Source organism: Halomonas sp. DP3Y7-2, assembly GCF_019800795.1.
Classification (GTDB): domain Bacteria; phylum Pseudomonadota; class Gammaproteobacteria; order Pseudomonadales; family Halomonadaceae; genus Halomonas; species Halomonas litopenaei_A.
Window position 1 is genome coordinate 149,083 of sequence record NZ_JAHVKJ010000011.1, and the last position, 19,803, is coordinate 168,885.

General features: G+C 61.3%; 6 protein-coding genes. All 6 read right to left on the bottom strand.

The genetic code is table 11. The annotated features are described in order from the left end of the window. Positions 1-128: 128 nt before the first annotated feature. Entirely contained in the window at positions 129-962 is an 834-nt protein-coding gene (gene urtD / locus KUV45_RS16330; RefSeq protein ID WP_222163360.1) for an urea ABC transporter ATP-binding protein UrtD, read from the bottom strand. Then, positions 959-2,098 (bottom strand): urea ABC transporter permease subunit UrtC, encoded by a 1,140-nt coding sequence (urtC, locus tag KUV45_RS16335; RefSeq protein WP_222163361.1) that lies wholly within the window; start codon positions 2,096-2,098, stop codon positions 959-961. Before urtC ends, urtD begins: the two co-directional genes overlap by 4 nt. Before the next feature lie 2 nt (positions 2,099-2,100). Next, positions 2,101-3,744, bottom strand: coding sequence for an urea ABC transporter permease subunit UrtB (gene urtB / locus KUV45_RS16340; RefSeq protein ID WP_222163362.1), 1,644 nt, complete (start codon positions 3,742-3,744; stop codon positions 2,101-2,103). A gap of 105 nt (positions 3,745-3,849) precedes the next feature. Then, positions 3,850-5,100 carry an urea ABC transporter substrate-binding protein gene (urtA, locus tag KUV45_RS16345; protein WP_224852092.1) on the bottom strand — a complete coding sequence of 417 codons (1,251 nt, stop codon included), beginning with the start codon at positions 5,098-5,100 and terminating at the stop codon, positions 3,850-3,852. A gap of 373 nt (positions 5,101-5,473) precedes the next feature. Then, positions 5,474-6,097 (bottom strand): 4'-phosphopantetheinyl transferase, encoded by a 624-nt coding sequence (locus KUV45_RS16350; protein WP_222163363.1) that lies wholly within the window; start codon positions 6,095-6,097, stop codon positions 5,474-5,476. Between the two features lie 247 nt (positions 6,098-6,344). Then, positions 6,345-19,562, bottom strand: coding sequence for a non-ribosomal peptide synthetase (locus KUV45_RS16355; protein ID WP_222163364.1), 13,218 nt, complete (start codon positions 19,560-19,562; stop codon positions 6,345-6,347). Positions 19,563-19,803 lie beyond the last annotated feature (241 nt).

Consider the following 19,803-nt stretch of genomic DNA (forward strand, 5'->3'; position numbering starts at 1 on the left):
CCGATGTGCCAGCGCAGCGAGCCAGCGCGGATATCGCCGTCTTTTCATGCGGGGTCCCGTGACGCGATCCCATGCGACGACATAGGCACTTCTTACACCGGGATCCAGTGGAAAGCGTTCCAGTCCCATCATGCAGCCTCCTCATCGCCACCCAGATAGACCTCGACCACCCTGGGGTCGCTGGCCACCTTGTCCATGCTGCCTTCCGCCAGCACGGAGCCTTGATGCAGCACCGTGACGGTGCGCGCGATGGACCTGACGAAGCCCATATCGTGCTCCACCACCACCACCGAGTGCTTGCCGGCAAGTCCCTTCAAAAGCTCGGCCGTGCGCTCCATTTCCTGCTCGGTCATGCCCGCCACCGGCTCGTCGACCAGCAGCAGCCGAGGACGCTGCATCAGCAGCATGCCGATCTCGAGCCACTGCTTCTGTCCGTGGGACAGGATGCCCGCCTGGCGACGGCTCAAGGCTGACAGGCCGACGGTTTCCATGACCTCTTCGATACGATTGCGCAGGTCGGCATTCAGTCGAGCGACCAGGGTGGGCCACAGACTCTTGTCGGTGGCCATGGCAAGCTCCAGGTTCTCGAACACGCTGAGCGCCTCGAACACCGTGGGTTTCTGGAATTTCCTTCCAATACCCAGGCGTGCGATCTCCGGCTCGTTCTTGGTCAGCAGGTTATGACGGCTGCCAAACCACACGCTGCCCGTATCAGGGCGGGTCTTGCCGGTGATGATGTCCATCATGGTGGTCTTGCCGGCACCGTTGGGCCCGATGATGCAGCGCAGCTCACCATCATCGATCGTCAGGTTGAGCCCATTGATGGCCTTGAACCCATCAAAACTGACGGAGACATCCTCCAGATAGAGGATGGGGCCATGGCGGACATCGACCGGCGACGCCTGCGGCACCAGAAAGTCGAAGACACGATCGCGATCGGCCAGACCATGCAGAAAACTCATGGGGTCGCCTCCTGTTTTACCGCCATGTTGTTAGGTGCATCATCGTGCTGACGGCGACGCGACAATAGCCCGGCGATACCCTGAGGCAGCAGCACGGTGACCAGCACGAACAGCGCCCCCAGGGCAAACAGCCAGGCCTCGGGCATGATCCCGGTGAACACGCTCTTGGCATAGTTCACCGCCAGCGCGCCTATGACCGCGCCATACAGGGTCGCCCGCCCACCAAGGGCCACCCACACCACGATCTCGATGGAAAACAGCGGGGAGAATTCGCTGGGATTGATGATCCCTACCTGGGGCACATACAGGGCGCCAGCAACCCCGGCCAGCATCGCCGAGACGACGAACACGAACAGCTGGTAGCGCTCTACCCGGTAGCCGAGAAAGCGAGTGCGCGACTCAGCGTCACGTACTGCCACGCAGACGCGGCCAAGCTTGCTCACGACAATGGCTCGGCACAACAGAAACCCTATTGCCAGGGCGACGCCTGAGGCGATGAACAAGCCCAGGCGCGTGCTGTCGGCGGACAAGTCGAAGCCCAGCAGCTCCTTGAAGTCGGTCAGGCCATTGTTGCCGCCAAAGCCCATCTCGTTGCGGAAGAACGCCAGCATCAGCGCGAAGGTCAGGGCCTGGGTGATGATCGACAGGTAAACCCCGGTGACCCGTGAACGGAACGCCAGAAAGCCGAACACCAGCGCCAGTAGGCCCGGCGCCAACAGCACCATCGCAAAGGCCACGCCCGGCATGTCGAACCCCAGCCAGTACCAGGGAAGGCTATCCCAGTCGAGGAAGACCATGAAATCGGGCAGCAACGGGTCGCCATAGACGCCGCGGTCGCCGATCTGGCGCATCAGGTACATGCCCATGGCGTAGCCGCCCAGCGCGAAGAAAGCACCGTGGCCAAGGCTGAGAATGCCTAGATACCCCCAGACCAGGTCCACAGCGACCGCCAGCAAGGCATAACACAGATACTTGCCGAGCAAGGTAACGGTATAAGTAGAGACGTGAAGCGGGTGATCGGCGGGCAACAGGTTGGCCAGCACCACCAGAGCCATGGCGCTACAGAGCACCGCCAGGAAGGTCAGCGTTGAGCGCTCGCCAAAGGGGCGAGCAAGCCAGTGTCGGGATGTCATCATGCTCAGCCCTCCGCCGCGCGGCCTTTCTGCGGGAACAGTCCCCGCGGCCGCTTTTGAATGAACAGAATGATGAACACCAGCACCAGAATCTTGGCCAGCACTGCCCCGGCCCAGGGCTCAAGTACCTGATTGATCACGCCAAGCGAGAGCCCGGCGACCAGGGTGCCCCACAGATTGCCGACGCCACCGAACACCACCACCATGAAGGAATCGATGATGTAGTTCTGACCCAGGTTGGGACCCACGTTGGTCAGCTGGGACAGCGCCACGCCAGCAAGGCCTGCCACGCCGGAGCCCAACGCAAACGTCAAGATATCGACACGGGTCGCCCGAATCCCCATAGAACGCGCCATGGCACGATTCTGGGTGACAGCTCTCACCTCCAGGCCCAATCGCGTCCTGCGCATGACCAGCATCAGCGCGGCAAAGACCAGCACCGCAAACCCGAGCACGTACAGCCGGTTGAGGGTCAGCGACAGCGCATCGTTGATGACCAGCGAGCCGCTCATCCACTCCGGCGTCACCACGGTACGATTCAGGGGTGAAATCAGCGTACGTACCAGCTGCTGCAAGATCAGGCTGACACCAAAGGTGGCCAGCAGGGTTTCCAGCGGACGCCCCTTCAGAAACTGGATGACGCCCCGCTCGATAGCGACACCCACCAGTGCCGCCACCAGAAAGCCTGCCGGTATCGCCAGCAGCAGCGCCAGCCCCGGCTGCCCCGGCAACAGCTGCTGCATCGCCCAGGTGGTGTAGGCTCCCAGCATGATCAGTTCGCCGTGAGCCATGTTGATCACACCCATCACGCCGAAGGTGATCGCCAGACCAATAGCGGCCAGGACCAGGACAGAGCCCAGCGAAAGGCCAAAGTACAGCGTCTCTGCGGCGCGATTGAGCTTTAGCGACTGCTCAATGTCAGCCAGCGCTGCGGACGCCGCGTCGGCCACCATGGCGTCTTCGCTGCGGCTGGCCTGCATCAATGCCGCCCTGACCTGTCCATTCAGACTGCCGGCGAGATCCGCGACAGCGGCGCTGTCGCCCTGCTCCAGTCGGTGAATGGCAATCGCCTGGGTCAGGGCCGCCGCCACCTCCGGGTCACTCTCGTTCTGGGCAAGTTCCGACAGGGACTCCACCACCTCGGTATCGACGTCCCCCAGCAGCGCTTTCGCTGCAATCAGCCGCTGCGCGGGATCATCGACGCGCAGATCCAGCAGGGCCAGAGTGCTGTCCAGGTGGCCACGCAGACGATTGTTGATGGCGACCCGGTCAAGCTCGCGCCGCGACACCTCCCCCGCCTCTTCCATGGTGAGGGCATCTGCCACCGGCCATTGACGGCCTCGGTTGGCCAGAATCACGACGATGTCGCCGCTGTCCTTGACCTGGGCCAGCTTGCCCTCGGCGAAACTCTCGAGCCATCCGCGTGCGCGCGTGTCACCACTCGCGGCAATGGCATCGATAGCCGCCTCCTTTTCGCGAAAGTTGGCCTCAGCGAGTGCCTGCAGCAGCTCGCGACCAGCGTCTTCCTCTGGAGTTGCACTGGTGTCCTGCGCTGCGGCGTTGTCCTGTCCAAGAGCACATGGCCCAAGAGCGACCAGGCTGACCAGCAGCAGCGCCTTCAACCAGTATCGCCATGCTGTTGTGTTCATAGCGGAATTCCGTGAGCGCCCTTGTCAGATCGTCAAGGGCATCATGATGGGCGTGGTCCTGGCCGGGACGTCATGGCGCCCCGGCCGTGTTTTTGGTAGCGAATGTCACTCCGTGGCAGCAACGTCGGCGCCGCCGCCGCAGCTACCCTGCACCACGTTGTAGTTGCCGCACTCGAGCGGTGCACGCCAGTCGCTGATGAGATCGCGGGAGCCTTCCAGGTAGTCTGACCAGGCATCCCCAGCGACGGTGGAGGGCGTTTCCCACACGACCGAGAATTGGCCGTTGTCCTGGATTTCACCGATCAGCACGGGCTTGGTGATGTGGTGGTTGGGCATCATGGTGGCGTAACCACCGGTGAGGTTGGGCACCGACACCCCAATAATGGCTTCCTTGACGGCGTCCACCTCGGTGGTACCAGCCTTGCGCACCGCTTCTGTCCACATGTTGAAGCCAATGTAGTGAGCTTCCATGGGGTCGTTGGTCACGGCGTTGTCGTCCCCCGTGTAGTCGTACCAGGCGTCGATAAAGTCGTAGTTGGCGTCTTCGTCGACGCTCATGAAGTAGTTCCAGGCTGCCAGGTGGCCTACCAAGGGAGCCGTATCCAGGCCGGAAAGCTCCTGCTCACCTACGGAGAAGGCGACGACTGGAATATCAGCGGCATCAACGCCCTGGTTGGCCAGCTCACGATAGAAGGGAACATTGGCGTCGCCGTTGATCGTGGAGACCACGGCGGTTTTCTTGCCCGCTCCGCCAAACTGCTTGATCTCGGAGACGATGTTCTGCCAATCCGAGTGACCGAAAGGGGTGTAGTTGACCATGATGTCCTCGTCGGCCACCCCCTGGGACTTCAGGTAGGCCTCGAGGATCTTGTTGGTGGTGCGCGGATAGACGTAGTCGGTGCCCGCCAGCACCCAGCGCTCCACGCCGACATCGTTCATCAGGTAGTCGACGGCCGGAATGGCCTGCTGGTTCGGTGCAGCGCCCGTGTAGAAGACGTTCTCGGAGGACTCTTCCCCCTCATACTGAACCGGGTAGAACAGCAGTCCATTAAGCTCTTCCACCACCGGCAGCACGGACTTGCGAGAGACCGAGGTCCAGTTGCCGAAGATCACGTCGACCTCATCCTGGGCCAACAGCTCACGCGCTTTCTCGGCAAACAGCGGCCAGTTGGATGCCGGGTCAACCACCACCGGCTCCAGCTCGCGACCCAGCAACCCCCCCGCTTCATTCTGCTGCTCGATCAGCATCAGCATGGTGTCCTTGAGCGTCGACTCGCTGATCGCCATGGTGCCGGACAGGGAATGCAGGATGCCGACCTTGATCGGGTCCTCGTCGGCAACGGCGGGAGCCGCCATCGCCACAGACAGTGCTGACAGCGCAAAGGCAGAAAGCGCCAAGGAACGGCGGGCAGGATTGAGCACAGCAGAGGCCGAAGCTAAGGACATGGGAAATTCTCCAGGGTGACGTTGTCGTTATCGGAGTCGTGGCGACAGGCCGCGGTGCGCGATCGTCGCCTCACTCTGACAAAGCAAGTTCCATGCCACTTATGTTTTCACGGGCCCCGGTGTTATCTCCCGTTCTCTTCGGGCTGGCAAAGGCACCCTCTTGGTGCATCCATTCTTGCTGACTTGCACCAAAAGAGACCTCCACGCCTGGCGTCCGACGGCTTTCGCAACGCTCTTCGTATCGATCTTCAAGACGCTCCGCGCCATTCCGTCAAGAGCCGCCTTACGACTCACCGCCGAGCAGGCACAGGGTGATGACCTTGCCCCCTTCAATATGAAAGGCCACAGGCCACTCGATATGCTCGTGCCAAGGCGCTCTCCCGTGGGGTGGTCCAGCAGATTGCCATGCGCACGACGGACGAAAGACAAGAAGGCCAGGCAGCGCACGATGCAGACAGACCTCCGCGAAGTCCACGTAGCGCTTTACGCCCGGAAAGATGGCCTTGTAGATCGCCTCCTTTGCACTGAAAAGAAGCGTCACCGCCATAGACCTCGATAGCCACCCTGGAAGGTGCAGGAGTTCAGCACCACTCGCGACCACCTCTGCCACGCTATCGGTCTCATCAGCGTCCAGACACTGCTCCACGTCAATGCCCACCCCTGCATATAAATCAGAGGGTGCCACGGCGGATAACGCCAGATCGCTGCAGTGAGAGATGCTGCCAAGCACGCCAGGGGGCCACCGCGGAAGACGGTCAGCCCCCCTGCCCGGCACGCCGCTGTCGATGCCCAACAGACCAAGCGCATAGACCGCGCAGAGTCGCCCGGCCCGGTACTCATCGCGCCGTTTCGCCACAGCGCCCTCCAGTTCGGACGGCAACGGCACCCTGGCCAGCGCTTGTCGCACAGGCTCTTTGCTGCACGCCCACGACGTTTGACCCGCCCCACTGCTAGCGAGCCAGAAGCCAGCGATAGCGAGCCCAGGCCGGTGCAGTGCCCTCACCTGAAAGGGCTGGCCGTAGGCCTGTCGGTCGCCCGTGAGCGGAGTGCCAGCCCCGCCGATCGAGATGAAGGTCATTGCCCTTCTCGACCGACGGGGGCTAAACGGCTCAGGCAGTCACATTTCAAATACTGCATCACCTTCGCCGATACGCTTACGTCTTCAAGGGGTCGGTCAGGTCGTTGACCAGCACCTCGGCGATCCAGTCAACGGCATCCAGCATCCCCATATGGGTCACTCCCGGGCATGGAATGAGGGCGGGTACCGAACTTGAGAACTCGGCAACGTTGTTGTCAAAGACCGAGCTCAGCACCAGATCATCGGGGACACCACCAGGTCGGCCCTCGACGGGCGCCACCTCTTCCAGCGCCTTGAACAGCACGACCTGAGTGCTCGTCAGCGGTCGCTCATGGGCGGAGCGAAGCATGTCACGGTTGACCTCGTACAGCTCCTCCCAGCGGTTCAACAGAAATTCATCCGGCGGGATACCCTTGTTGACCAACTCCTTCTCGAAGTCATCGCGCACGTCCTTGGCATTGCCGAGAAAGTCCGCGTCCCCCATGTTGAAGTAGGTGTCCAACAGGTACAGACGAACCTTGGTGAAGCCGCGCTGCTCCAGCTGCCAGGCCATCTCGGTGGCGATATTGCCGCCCAGTGACCAACCCAGCAGGCGCACCTCCTCATCCACCGCCAGATGCTCCTCCATGACCTTGAGGTAGAGCGCCGCAATATTGATCAAAGAGGCTTCCGGTTGGACCACGGTGTGGTTGTAGTTGTCGATGCCGTAACAGGCGTAGTGCTCGCCCATGGCGTCGACCAAAGTCCTGTAGACATCACTGTTGCCGTAGCCTGCATGAACCATGAACAGCTTACTGCCGCTCTCCCTGCCGCCGCCGAGGAAGCGCATCAGCATACTGAGCTCCTCGCCTTCCCCGCTGGCGATGAACTCGGCCAGCTGGGACACCGTGGTGTAGCGATAGAACGCCGATACGGACACCGTGTGCCCTGCCTGGGCCCGCATCAGGGAGGTCAACTTGATCAGCTTGATCGAGTCTCCTCCCAGCAGGAAGAAGTCATCCTCGACGCCGACCCGCTCATGGCCCAGCACCTCTTGCCACTGCTGGCACAGCTGAGCCTCGAGTGACGTCCTGGGCGCCACGTAGGCTTGGGCGGAACCTTCCAGGGTCGGTGCAGGAAGCGCCTTGCGGTTGAGCTTGCCGTTGATGGTCAACGGAATCGCGTCAATGAACTGGCAGCTGGCTGGCACCATATAGGACGGCAGCCGCTCCGACAGACGCTGCTTCAAGGTGGCGACCTCGATCTGCTGTTCCTCCGCGGACACCACATAGGCGGCAAGACTTTGCTGACCGGCGTCGCCATAAGCCACCACTACCGCCTGGCGTACCTCCGGCTGAGCCGTCAATGCCGCTTCGATCTCACCCAGCTCAATACGATTACCCCTGATTTTCACCTGAGCATCATTACGCCCCAGGTAGAGCAGGCCACCATCCGGTAGCCAGCGGACCAGGTCACCCGTGCGGTAGAGACGATGGCTACCGGGACAACGTGCATCCGGCTCCGGCGCCAGCGGGTTCTCGAGGAAGCGCTCCTGGGTCAGGCTGTCACGGTTCAGATAGCCCCGTCCTACGCCGGCTCCACCAATGTAGAGTTCTCCCGTGGCGCCCACCGGGACAGGCCGCATGCCTTGATCAAGAACGTACACCTGGGTGTTCAACAGCGGCGTACCGATCTGCTGGGCGGCGTCTCCTGGGTGATAGCGATGGGCCGTCGCACAGACCGCAGCTTCGGTGGGACCATAGGCATTGTAGAGACGCAGATTGTCCCGATAAAAGCGGTCAAGCAGTTCGGTGACAGGCGCCTCTCCACCCACCACCAGGGTCTTGAGCGAGCGCCAGTGACTCGGGTCAAGCTGCCCCAGCATGACTGGGGGCAGGATGGCCAGTTCGATTTTCTGCTCTTTGGCCACTCGGTCAAGCTCGAGCACATCTCGCCTGACCTCGTGAGAACACACGACACAGCGAAGACCACAGGCAAGGCTGACAAACAGCTCAAACACGCTGGCGTCAAAGATGACGTCGGCGAACAGCAGGCTGGTGGCACACTCTTCCACCCCAAACCGCTGCCGCTGGGCCGCCACCAGATTGACCGCGTGACGGTGCTCGATCATCGCCCCTTTCGGCACCCCCGTGGTGCCTGAGGTGTAGATCACATACGCCAGATTGTCCGGCGTTGCGACCGCTGTCGCGTCGTCTTCCGAGCCAAGCCAAGCGGCGTCATCGGTCAGCGTCACCAGCCCGGGCATCTGCGCCATGTCGGACCACCATTGCTGTAGCCTTGAACGGTACTGCTCATGACACAGCACCAAGCCGAGGCCAGCATCCTCCACGATAAAACGGGAACGCTCGTTCGGATGCTCCGGCGACATCGGTACGTAGGCGGCCCCCGCCTTGAGAATCCCGAGGATGGCCACGACCAGGTCGACATCGCGATCCAGGTAGAGGCCAATCAACGTATCCGCGGTGATCGGTCGCTGGAACAGCTCGACGTGCTGCTGACGCAGACCATGCGCGACGCGATTGGCTCTGCTGTTCAGCTGCGCATAGCTTAGCTGGACCGCGTCATCGACAAGGGCAATGGCGTCAGGGGTCCTTGCCACCTGGTCCTCAAACAGACCATGCAGGGTCATGGCGGAGGTCAGCGGCTGATGAGTGCTGTTCCACTGGTCCAGCAGTTGCGCTTTCTCCTCTTTAAGCAACAGCTCAATCTCGGAGTGGCGACCGCCCGTCGCCGCGATATGCACCATCTGCCCCACCACATGGGCCAGACGCTCGAGCAAACGCTGAGCGTTGTCTTCACTCAACCAGCTGGCGTCAGACTCCAGCTTGAACGACAGCCGACCCTGGTCCATGAAGACGATCAGCGACAGCGGGTAGTTGACCTTTTCCTGGGCCCCGCGCACATGACGCTTGGTGTCTCCGCTTTCACCGTCGGCCTTGGCCACCGGGTAATTCTCGAACACCACCAGGCTGTGAAACAGCCGCTGCGCCCCAGGCTGCAGCTCGGCCAAGGGAATCCCACAGTGGGTGTTCATCTCCAGGGTCGTGGCCTGAACAGTGGCGAGCACATCACGTACCCTACCATCGGAGGGCCAGTCGATGACCAGCGGCAGCGTATTGATGAACAGACCCGCGCTCTGCTCGATCCCTTGTACCGCGATATCGCGCCCGGAAAGCGTCATGCCGGTAATGGTCTGGGAGGCTCCGCTGTAGACCTGCAAGAGCTTGTGCCAAGCCGTGTGCACGATGGTGTTCAGGGTGACACCCAGCTCGTGACACAGAGACTGCATGCCGTCTTGCACCCGCTCATCCAGCACCAGACCTGCCGCTACCGGGCTCCGTATGACTCGAGTATCACGCCACTCGCGACCCTCGAGCAGCCCCTCCAGACTGGTCTCACCTTCCCAGGTCACCTTCTTGGCGGTCCAATACGAGCGGGTAGCGTCTGCTTGTCGCAGTTGATAGCGCTGGGCCTCGGCGTAGGCATCATCGCGCCCCGGACGTGGATGCTCCCCGCGCTCGATGGCATCGAAGTAGCCATGCAGGCTTTGCCACAACAGGGCGGTCGACCATCCGTCGGTCACCGCATGATGAGTGTTGACCAGCACGGTCACTCCGTGAGTGCCGCGCTGAATCAGCGTGACGCGGAACAGTCCCGGGCGCGACAGGTCGAAACTCTCCAAACGATCCTGCGCCTGAATCTCCTCAATGGTTCGATCATGCTCCTCAAGCGGTACGTCGCTGATGTCCTTAAGACGGAAGCAGTGTTCATCCAGCGTCAGTGATCTCGCCACCACCTGCAGGATATCGCCTTCCTCCCAGTCAAAGCCGATACGCAGGCTCGGATAGTGCTCAACCAACAGCTCCCATGCGCGGCGATAGTGGTCGATGCGCAAGCCCTCTGAATAGTCGACCAGCAGCTGCACGCGGTAGGCATCGTCCTCGGGATGATTCAAGGCATGGAAGATCATCCCCACCTGCAGGCTGTTGGCGGCATACAGCGCCTCGACATCGTAGCGCTGCTCCAGAGAACTCAGACGAGACAGGGTCAACCCTTTGACATCGAAGTCCGAAGGTGTGCGCACGCCACCAGTGCGCGCCGCACCCATGGCCGTGGCGGCCACCTCTTGAAGTCGCTCCTGCAGACGGTCTCTTACCTCGATGGAAACGCTTTCTCCCAGCTGGGTGGTGACGTCGAAGAACAGCTGATCGTCGAGCACGGCGCCGTTGATGTTGATGATAAAGCGATCGCGGTTGTCCGGAGACATGGCCCGCCCGCAGGGCTCCACCACCAGTCCATAGGTCGCCTGCTGCGGCGCTGAGAACTGGCCAAGATAGTTGAAGCTGATCCGCGGCATCGAGGCTTCCGGCAACCAGCCGGCCTGCTTCAGCGCACCGAAGCCAAGACCGCCGTCGGGAATGCCACGAAGTCCTTCCTTGGTCCTGATGATCACCTCTTCAGTGTCACCCTCGGTATTGACCCGCACCGGATACTGGACCGTGAACCAGCCCAGGGTAGACGACAGGTCGATTCGATCGTCCAGGGGCTGACGACCATGGCCTTCCAGCAGCAGGGTCACGTCTGACTGCTTCAGCACATCTGCCAGAGCCAGGGACACGGCACTCACCAGCAGGTCATTGATCTGGGTGTGATAGCCGGCAGGGGCCTGATGCAGCAGTGCATCGGTGTCCTCTCGAGAAAATTCCAGCGTCGCCGAGGCAGGTGCTTGCAATGCCTGCTGCTGGCACCTTTCCTCGAGCCACTGCTCCCCGCCATCCGCGGCCACGACATGCCGCCAGTAACTGGCCTGCTCGGTGTGCTCCTGGGCGTAGCGATGGACCGCCGCCACCCACTGACGATAGCTGGTTGTCTTGGACGGCAGGCTGCCACCTTCCAGCAACTGCACCAGATCCCGTGCCAGAATCCGCCAGGACACTGCATCCACCACCAGATGATGCAGGGCAAAACAGAGGCGCGAGCGGCCATCGTCATAGCCGCTGAGGTGGATCACCTGCCACAGCGGTCCACGCTCGATATCAAACTGGCTCTGATGCCGCGTCAATTCCTGCTGGAGCCACTCATCGTCACCCTCCGTCACCGACAGGGTGATCACCGGGGCGGGCATCATGTCCGGTGCATAGCACTGCCGATACCCTGACTTCTCACGCACGAACCGGCAGCAGAGCATGTCGTGCTGGTGGCTTAGCGCCACCAGGGCCTCTTGCAGCTCGGGCACGGTCACTCGCTCGGGTATGGCCACCATGAAGGCCTGATTCCAATGCCCCGGCTGGGCAAACTCCTGCTCGAAAAACCACGATTGAATCGGCAACAGCGAGAACGTGCCGGCAAGCCGGCCCTGCTCGGCATCGATGTCGGCCCCATCCTGACGCTGGGCCAGGCGGGCCGCCAGCGACGAGATGCGAGGCGCGTCAAAGATGTCCCGACCCTGCAAGGCAATCCCCGCCTGCCTCAGTCTGGCGACCAGCTGAATACTGATGATGGAGTCGCCACCAATCTGGAAGAAGTCGTCCTCGATGCCGACCCTTTCACGCCCCAGTACCCGCGCCCAATGCTCGCAGAGTGTTGCTTCCAGGGTGGTGCGAGGCGCCACATAGGACTGCTGGCGATCCTCTTCCTCGGGTTCGGGAAGCGCCTGACGATCCAGCTTGCCATTGATCGTCAGGGGAATCGCATCGATGCAGGTGCAGCTCGCCGGCATCATGTAGGACGGCAGCCGCTCCGCCAGCCGATGACGTAGCTCCGCCATGCTGATGGTTCGCTCTGGCGCCAGGATCACATAGGCCGCCAGACTCTGCTGCCCTGGCTGACCGTGGGCGACGACCACCGCCTGGCTGATCTCCGGCTGCGACGTCAATGCGGTCTCGACCTCACCCAGCTCGATGCGGTACCCGCGTATTTTCACCTGGTCATCGTTACGTCCGAGATAGATCAGGCTGCCGTCCTGCAGCCACCTCACCATATCGCCCGTGCGATACAGACGTGCCCCTTGCTCACCGTGAGTGCTTGCCCCCGCGAAGGGGTCCGCCACGAAGCGCTCCCGGGTCAACGCATCGCGATGCAGATATCCCCGGCCCACCCCAGCGCCACCGATATACAGCTCTCCAACGGCACCGACGGGTACCGGAGCCATCTGCTCATCAAGCACATGCACCTGCACGTTGGTCAGTGGCTTGCCGATCTTGGCGGATGGATCCCCAGGCTGATAGCGGTGAGCCGTGGCACAGACGGTGCCCTCGGTAGGTCCGTAGGCGTTGAAAAGCCTCAGGTCCTCGCGATGGAAGCGGTCGAGAAAGTCCCTGACCGGCGCCTCTCCTCCCACCACCAGCGTCTTCAACGAACGCCAACAGGCTGGATCCAGCTGCCCGAGCATGACTGGCGGCAGTATGGTCAGCTCGATCTGGTAGCTCTGGGCCAGGTCATTCAGCAAGGCCACATCCCGTCTGGCCTCCTGCGAACACAGCACGCAGCGAAGTCCCGACGCCAGACTGACGAACAGCTCGAACACGCTGGCATCGAAGATAATATCCGCATAGAGCAGGCTGGTAGTGCAATCCAGCACGCCAAAGCGCTCTTGCTGGGCCTCGACCAGGTGGACCGCATGGCGGTGCTCGATCATCACGCCCTTGGGGGTCCCCGTCGTGCCCGAGGTGTAGATCACATAAGCCAGGTGATCTTCCTGGGCCATCGGTGCCACGGGCTCAGACGCCCCCAGCCAGGAGGCATCGGCCGCCATTGTCAGCAATACAGGCTTCGATGCGACTTCCTCCATGCATTCGCTCCAGCGGGTCTGATACTCCTGCTGGCAAAGCAGCACTCCCAGCTTGGCATCGTCGGCCATGAACACGGACCGGTCCCGCGGATGCTCGGGCGACAGGGGGACGTAGGCGCCTCCTGCCTTGAGAATGCCGAGGATCGCCACGATCATGTCGACACGACGGTCCAGGTACAGGCCTACCCGAGTATCGGGTGCCATCGGCTGTCCGGCATGGGCGCTGGCGTACTCGTGGCGCAGCCCATGAGCGACTTGATTGGCCCGTGCGTCCAGCTCTCGATAGGTAAGCGAGGTGTGCTCATCCACCAGCGCCGTGGCCTCCGGTGTGCGCGCCACCTGGGCCTCGAACAGTCCATGCAGGGTCGCACCAGAATGACGGGGAGCGCTGGTTGCGTTCCAGTGCTGGATCAACTCCCGCTCACCCTTCAGCAGTAGTGACAGATCCACATGGCGCGCATCGGGAGCATCCACCACTTGCCCAATGACCCTTATCAGCCGTTGCAGCAACGCCATCGCATCGGCATCACTCAACCAGCGGCTGTCCGAGTCCAGGCGGAAGATCAGTTTCCCGCCCATCTCTCTGGCGACAAGGGCGAGCGGATAGTCCAGCTTTTCCTGGATCGCCCGTACCGAGCGTGTCTGCTCCAGGGCGCCGCCCTCTGCCGGCGCCGGATAGTTCTCGAATACCACCAGGCTATGGAACAGCCGCTGCCCTCCCTCCTGCAGCTCCGCCAGAGACACTTCGGTATAGGTGTTCATATCGACGGTCGCACGCTGCACCGCGTTGAGCACATCGCGCACCGTCGCCTTGGCCTCCCAGTCGATAACGAGAGGCAAGGTATTGATGTAGAGACCGATGCTGTGCTCGATCCCTTCTACGGGCAGATCGCGGCCCGACAGCGTCATCCCGGTAATGGTCTGGGTGGCGCCACTGAACCCTTGCAGCAGCTTGTGCCAGGCCATCTGAACCAGCGTATTGAAGGTCAGACCGGAGGCGTGACACAGGGCCTGCATGCGACGATAAAGGTCCTCATCCACGGTCAAGGCCGACGATAGCGGCTGCTGAACCACCCGCGCCTCACGCCATCCGCGGCCCGCGAGCAATCCGTCGAGCGTTGTGGGGCCCTGCCAGGTATTCCGTTTTTGTTGCCACCAGGCCGCGGAACGTCTGCGATGATTGAGATAATGACGCTGAGCCGCACCATAGGCACGGTCGCGACACACCGTGGGGCAGCGTCCCTGAGTCAGCGCATCGTAGAAGCCATGCAGGCTCTGCCACAGTAGCGAGGTCGACCAACCATCGCTGATGGCGTGGTGAACGGTAATCAGCACCGTGGCGTTGCTTTCTCCTCGACTGAACACGGTAACCCGGAAAAGTCCAGGCAACGACAGGTCAAAACCTTCGTCGCGATCAGCCTGGCGGGCCTCCTCGACGATGTGTTCATGATCTTCCGGGCGAACGGACGAAAGGTCTCGAACCCTGAAATGGCGATCAGACAAGACAATCTGACGTTCTGCCAACTGCAGAATCTCGTCGCCGTCCCAATCGAAGCCAATCCTGAGGCTCTCGTACTGAGCTACCACCAGTTCCCAGGCTCGCCGATACTGATCGAGGTTGACACCCGCCGTGTAGTCCACCAGCACCTGCACACGATACGCATCATCCTCGGGATAGTTCAGCGCATGGGAGATCATGCCCTTCTGCAAGCTCGTTGCAACGTAGACCGCCTCCACATCGCGGCGATCTGTCAGGCGCAGCCACCTCTCCATCGAGATGCCTTGAATAGCAAAATCAGATGGCGTGTGCCTGCCGCTACCACGGGAGGATTCCAGCGCCAATTGCACGACTTCGGCCAGTCTCGTCAGAAAGGACTCGGCCAACGTGCAGGCGGTCTCAGCCCCCAGGCAGGTCACCAGATCCACCTGCAGCTCACCCCCGACCACCCGACTGACGACCTGCACTTGCAGCATCGCCATCGACTCGCCAGCAGGACCTGGATCCACCGTGCCGCTCAACTCGGCGTCGAGCAGGTGCTGAGTGTCTTCCGCCACGTCACCCAGGAAGCAAAAGCTGGCCAGGGACTGTGCTCCGCCCTGTGATGCAGAGAGTGACGAAGTGTCTGGCAAAGGGGCTGGCGAAGGTCGCAATAAGGGGGCTGACGAGCCGCCCTGTACCATCGGGGCGAGCGCGCAGTTCAGGTGTGCTCGCACCGCCTCCTTGACCCCCATGACCAAGGTATCCAGCTCCCCCGTCGCCGACACGGAAAGCATGTAGGGGAAGGTAAATTGCCCGACCGTCGCGTCAAGGTCGAGCGAGGCGCTGCCGCCATGACGCCCACCATGATGGCCAGCATGGCGATAGTCTCCCTCCAGCAACAGCATGACCTCCGGCTGCTCAAGGGTGTCAGCAAGGGCCTGGCTCAGTGCACTGATCAACAGCTCGTCCACGCGGCTATGAAAGCCGGCAGGCGCTTCCTTCAGCAGCACCAGGGTGTCTTCCGTCGACAGTGACCGAGTGACACGCTGCCACTCCTGGCTTGCCCCCGCGACAAGCGCGTCTGCCTCAACAGCATGCCTTTCACCGTCCAACGCAGCAGGTAACGTCTGGCCATCAAGCGTAGAGGCGCTTCCTGACGACTCCACCCACTGACGAAAACTGCTGGTCTTGGCGGGCAGCGGCTCGCCCGCCAGCAGCCTTTGCAGATCCCGCCGCAGAATCTGCAGAGATGTGCGATCTGCCAGCAAGGGGTGAACGAACAGCATCAGCGCGCCAGGCTTTCCCGCTCTTGCCGTCAGCGCGGACTGCCACAAGGGGTCCACCGCCACGTCACAAGCCATCCATTGGCGGGCCAAGGCCAGCGCCTGGGTCGTCACGTCATGGTCACACCCCTCGAGGGTCGCTAGCGCAGGCAAAGGGGCGTCGGCGATATAGTGCTGTTGCCATTCACCGTCAACCAGCAAGGGGCGACTACGCAGCATGTCGTGCTGATCGGCAAGCCGCCCCAGGGCGACCTTGATCTCCTGTTCACCGACGCCCTCTGGCGTTTCTACCAACACGAGCTGCCCCGAGTCACGTGCCAGCTTGAAAGCGTCTGTCAGCATACTGGTGGCGGCGCCAGCCTGGTAGGCGCCCGAAGACGCCTCCGCCACCGCCGCTGTGTCATGGTCCTGTGGCAACACGGTTAGCTGCTGCGCGTCCGGCTCCACCTGAGTTGCACGGTCTCCCTGACACCTGCCGGCACCGCTCGAAAGCCAGTGACGTTGGGTCGACGCCAAGGCGAAGGCTCCGGACAGCGTTCCCTGTTCCGCTTCATCGACGCTGATGCGTTGCTGCAGCAGTGCTGCGAGTGACGAGATGCGAGAGGCTTCGAAGAGATCGCGTCCCTGCAGGCGAATGCCCGCCTGCCGCAGACGCCCCACCAGCTGAATGGCAATGATGGAATCACCGCCAATCTGGAAAAAGTCATCCTCGATACCCACCCGCTCCAGGCCAAGTGCACTGGCCCAGTGCTCGCACAGCGACTGCTCCAACGCGGTGCGAGGAGCCACGTACTGATCCCGGCCTACCGCCGTCTGGCTAGGGGCCGGCAACGCTCGCTTGTCCACCTTGCCGTTGATGGTCAGCGGAATCGCGTCGATTCCCTGAATGCTTGTCGGCAGCATGTAGGGAGGAAGTCGCTCGGCCAGCCGCTGCCTCAGGCTCGCCAGCTCGAGGCTCTGGCCGTCGACCATCACCACATAAGCCGCCAACGCGTAATGCGGCGACTCCCCCCAGGCAATAACGGCCGCCTGGTGTACGTCAGGCTGGGCCACCAACGCGGCTTCGATCTCGCCGAGCTCGATGCGGTAACCCCGCACCTTGACCTGGGTATCGTTACGTCCGAGGTATAGCAGGTGACCACTAGGCAACCAGCGCACCAGGTCTCCGGTGCGGTAAAGTCGCGTATGCCCGAGGGCGCGCTGTTCATCCGTGGCAAAGGGGTTGTCGACGAAGCGCTCCCGGGTCAGCTCGTCCCGACCAAGATACCCCCGGGCAACACCAGCCCCACCTATGTAGAGCTCACCAATGGCGCCTATCGGCACCTCAGCCATGTGCTTGTTCAGTACATGCGCCTGAACATTGACTAACGGCGTGCCAATCATTGTCGCCGGGTCACCGGGACGATAGAGATGAGCCGTGGCGCATACCGCTGCTTCGGTCGGACCATACCCATTGAACAGGCGACGTCCCTCGTTGAAGAAGCGATCCATCAACTTGGCGGTCGGTGCCTCTCCACCTACTACCAATGCCCGCAGCGACGACCAACGCTTAGGATCAAGCTGACCGAGCAATACCGGGGGCAAAGTGGCCAGCTCTATCGCCTGCTGCTCGGCCAATTGACTCAGCAGTGCAGGGTCGTGTCGTGCGGCCTGGGAACAAATGACACTCTTCGAGCCTGCTAGGAGGCCCACAAACAGCTCCGATACGCTGGCATCGAAAATGGTATCTGCGTACAGGAGGCTGGTAGCACAATCATGGGCATCCAGGATCGCCTGCTGAGCCAGTACCAGATGGACAGCATGTCGATGCTCCACCATCACACCCTTAGGCTGTCCGGTGGTGCCTGAGGTGTAGATGACATAGGCAAGATGGTGATCGCTGGCCACCTTAGAGGGACGAGTCTCTTCACCTAACCAGGCGGCATCCGGCGTCATCGTCAACACGATGGGGCTATCGGTTACGCCGCTCAGGCCATCGCGGAGACGCTCCTGGTATTGCGCGTGACACAAGATGAACGCAGGAGCGGCATCTGCCACGATAAAACCCAGGCGCTCGCCAGGGTGCTCTGGCGACAATGGGAGATAACCGGCGCCTGCCTTCAGCACTCCGAGTATCGCGACCACAAGATCCACGGTGCGATCCAGATAGAGTCCCACTAAGGAATCTGGCGCCAGCGCGTCTCCCCGCTGCTGCTCACTCTGGAACCGCAGACCATGTGCCACACGGTTGGAGAGCACATCGAGTTCGGCAAAGCTCAGGGTGACCTGGCCGTCCGTCAACGCTGGCGCCTGTGGCGTCCGACGCACCTGGGCCTCGAACATATCGGTCAGGGTCGTGCCCACGGGTAAGGGAGCCGTAGCCGAGTTCCACTGACGCATTGCGGCGAGATCATCTGCGCTGGGAAGACACAGGCTGGCGACCGAGCGGTCGGCTGCCCGCACGCCTCGCGCCATAAGATCGATCATGGCACTCATCAGCTGCTCGGCATCCGACTCACTGAAGTAGTGATCGGAATAGATCAAGCGAATCTGCAGGCTCCTGCCACTACCGTAGTCCAGCAGCTTGATCTGCAGTGGCAGGATCACATCCGTGGGATTGAGCTCTTCTGTATAGGACGCCACCTGATCGTCAAAGTTGTTGTACATCATGACGATATCGCAGTGATCCTGGCTGCTGTCCTGCTGCATTCGCCGCACTTCGGCGGCCGGATAGCAGCCGTGCCTGAACGCCTTGAGGGTATTTCGCCCCGCTCTCGCCACCAGGTCGGAGAACGACGCCTCTCGCATCTCTGTGACTGGACAGTGCACCAAGGCCGCATTCGCCTGCATCCCGATGGTCTGCTCTGCACTCTTGCCGCGACGCCCATGGAGAGCCAGACCAAAGACCAGGCTATCTCCCGCCGTCTGTGTCGCAAAATGACAGCCACAGGCAGCCATCAAGACGCTCAAGGGGCTCGCGCCAGTGCTTTCACAATATTCTTTGATCGAGCGGTTCACCGCTTCAGGCAGGTCTCTGTTCAGCCACTTTCCTTGCTGCCTGGTGGAGCTCCGGTACCAGGCATTCAGACGCGTCACCTCGTGGGATGACAGAAAGTCACGCCAATACGCCTCGTCTTTGCGGTACCTTGAAGACATCAAATAATCGCGAGCCGAGTAGACTTGTGGCAGGTAGGCGGGAGACGCCTTCAACCATTCGACACTCGTGTCATCGAGAAGACATTGATACGCCTTTCTCAATGACTCACGCAGCACCGCCAGGCCAACACCATCGACAAAAACGTGGTGAGTCATCAAGCACAGAAAGTAGGAATCCTCACCCAATCCCAGCAAGCTTAAAGACACAGGACCTGTGGATCTATCGGTAAAGTCTGGCGCCCCATCAATCTGTTCTTTCATCCACTCCCTGGCGGCTGACCGGGGGTCTTCTTCCCGAGAAAAGTCCAGGCATGCCAGTGATGTCTTCAGTTCACCAAACGGCAGCACCTGCTGGCCTACGCCCCCGTCAGGAGTGATCTCCAGCACCAGCCGCAGGCAATCGTGCTGCTTGACCAACAGCGTCCAGGCGTCAGCCAGGCGATCCACTTCGCTCTGAGAACCCAAGCGAACTTCATCGTACCACCCCAGTCGAAATTTCGAACTCTTCGGCTCGATCATCTGGGAGACATAGACGCCTTCCTGGACAGGATGTAGAGGATGGATAGCGGATTCTTTTGATGCATCTGAGAGCAATGAAGCAGACATGATCTTGGGCACTCAATTAACGGACTTATTCCGCCATAGATAACCCAACACCATCCACAAAAACACCCTAAACGACATTCAGAGTCAATCACTGACAGAAAAAGGTACGACAAAGCACAGGCTAGGCTACAAGTGCACAAATATCGCACTAACATCTCACGCGAAAAGACCTATATAAGCGAAAATAATAGCCACAATAACCACACAAAAAACGGCGAAAAAAGCCAATACAACGCAGAAA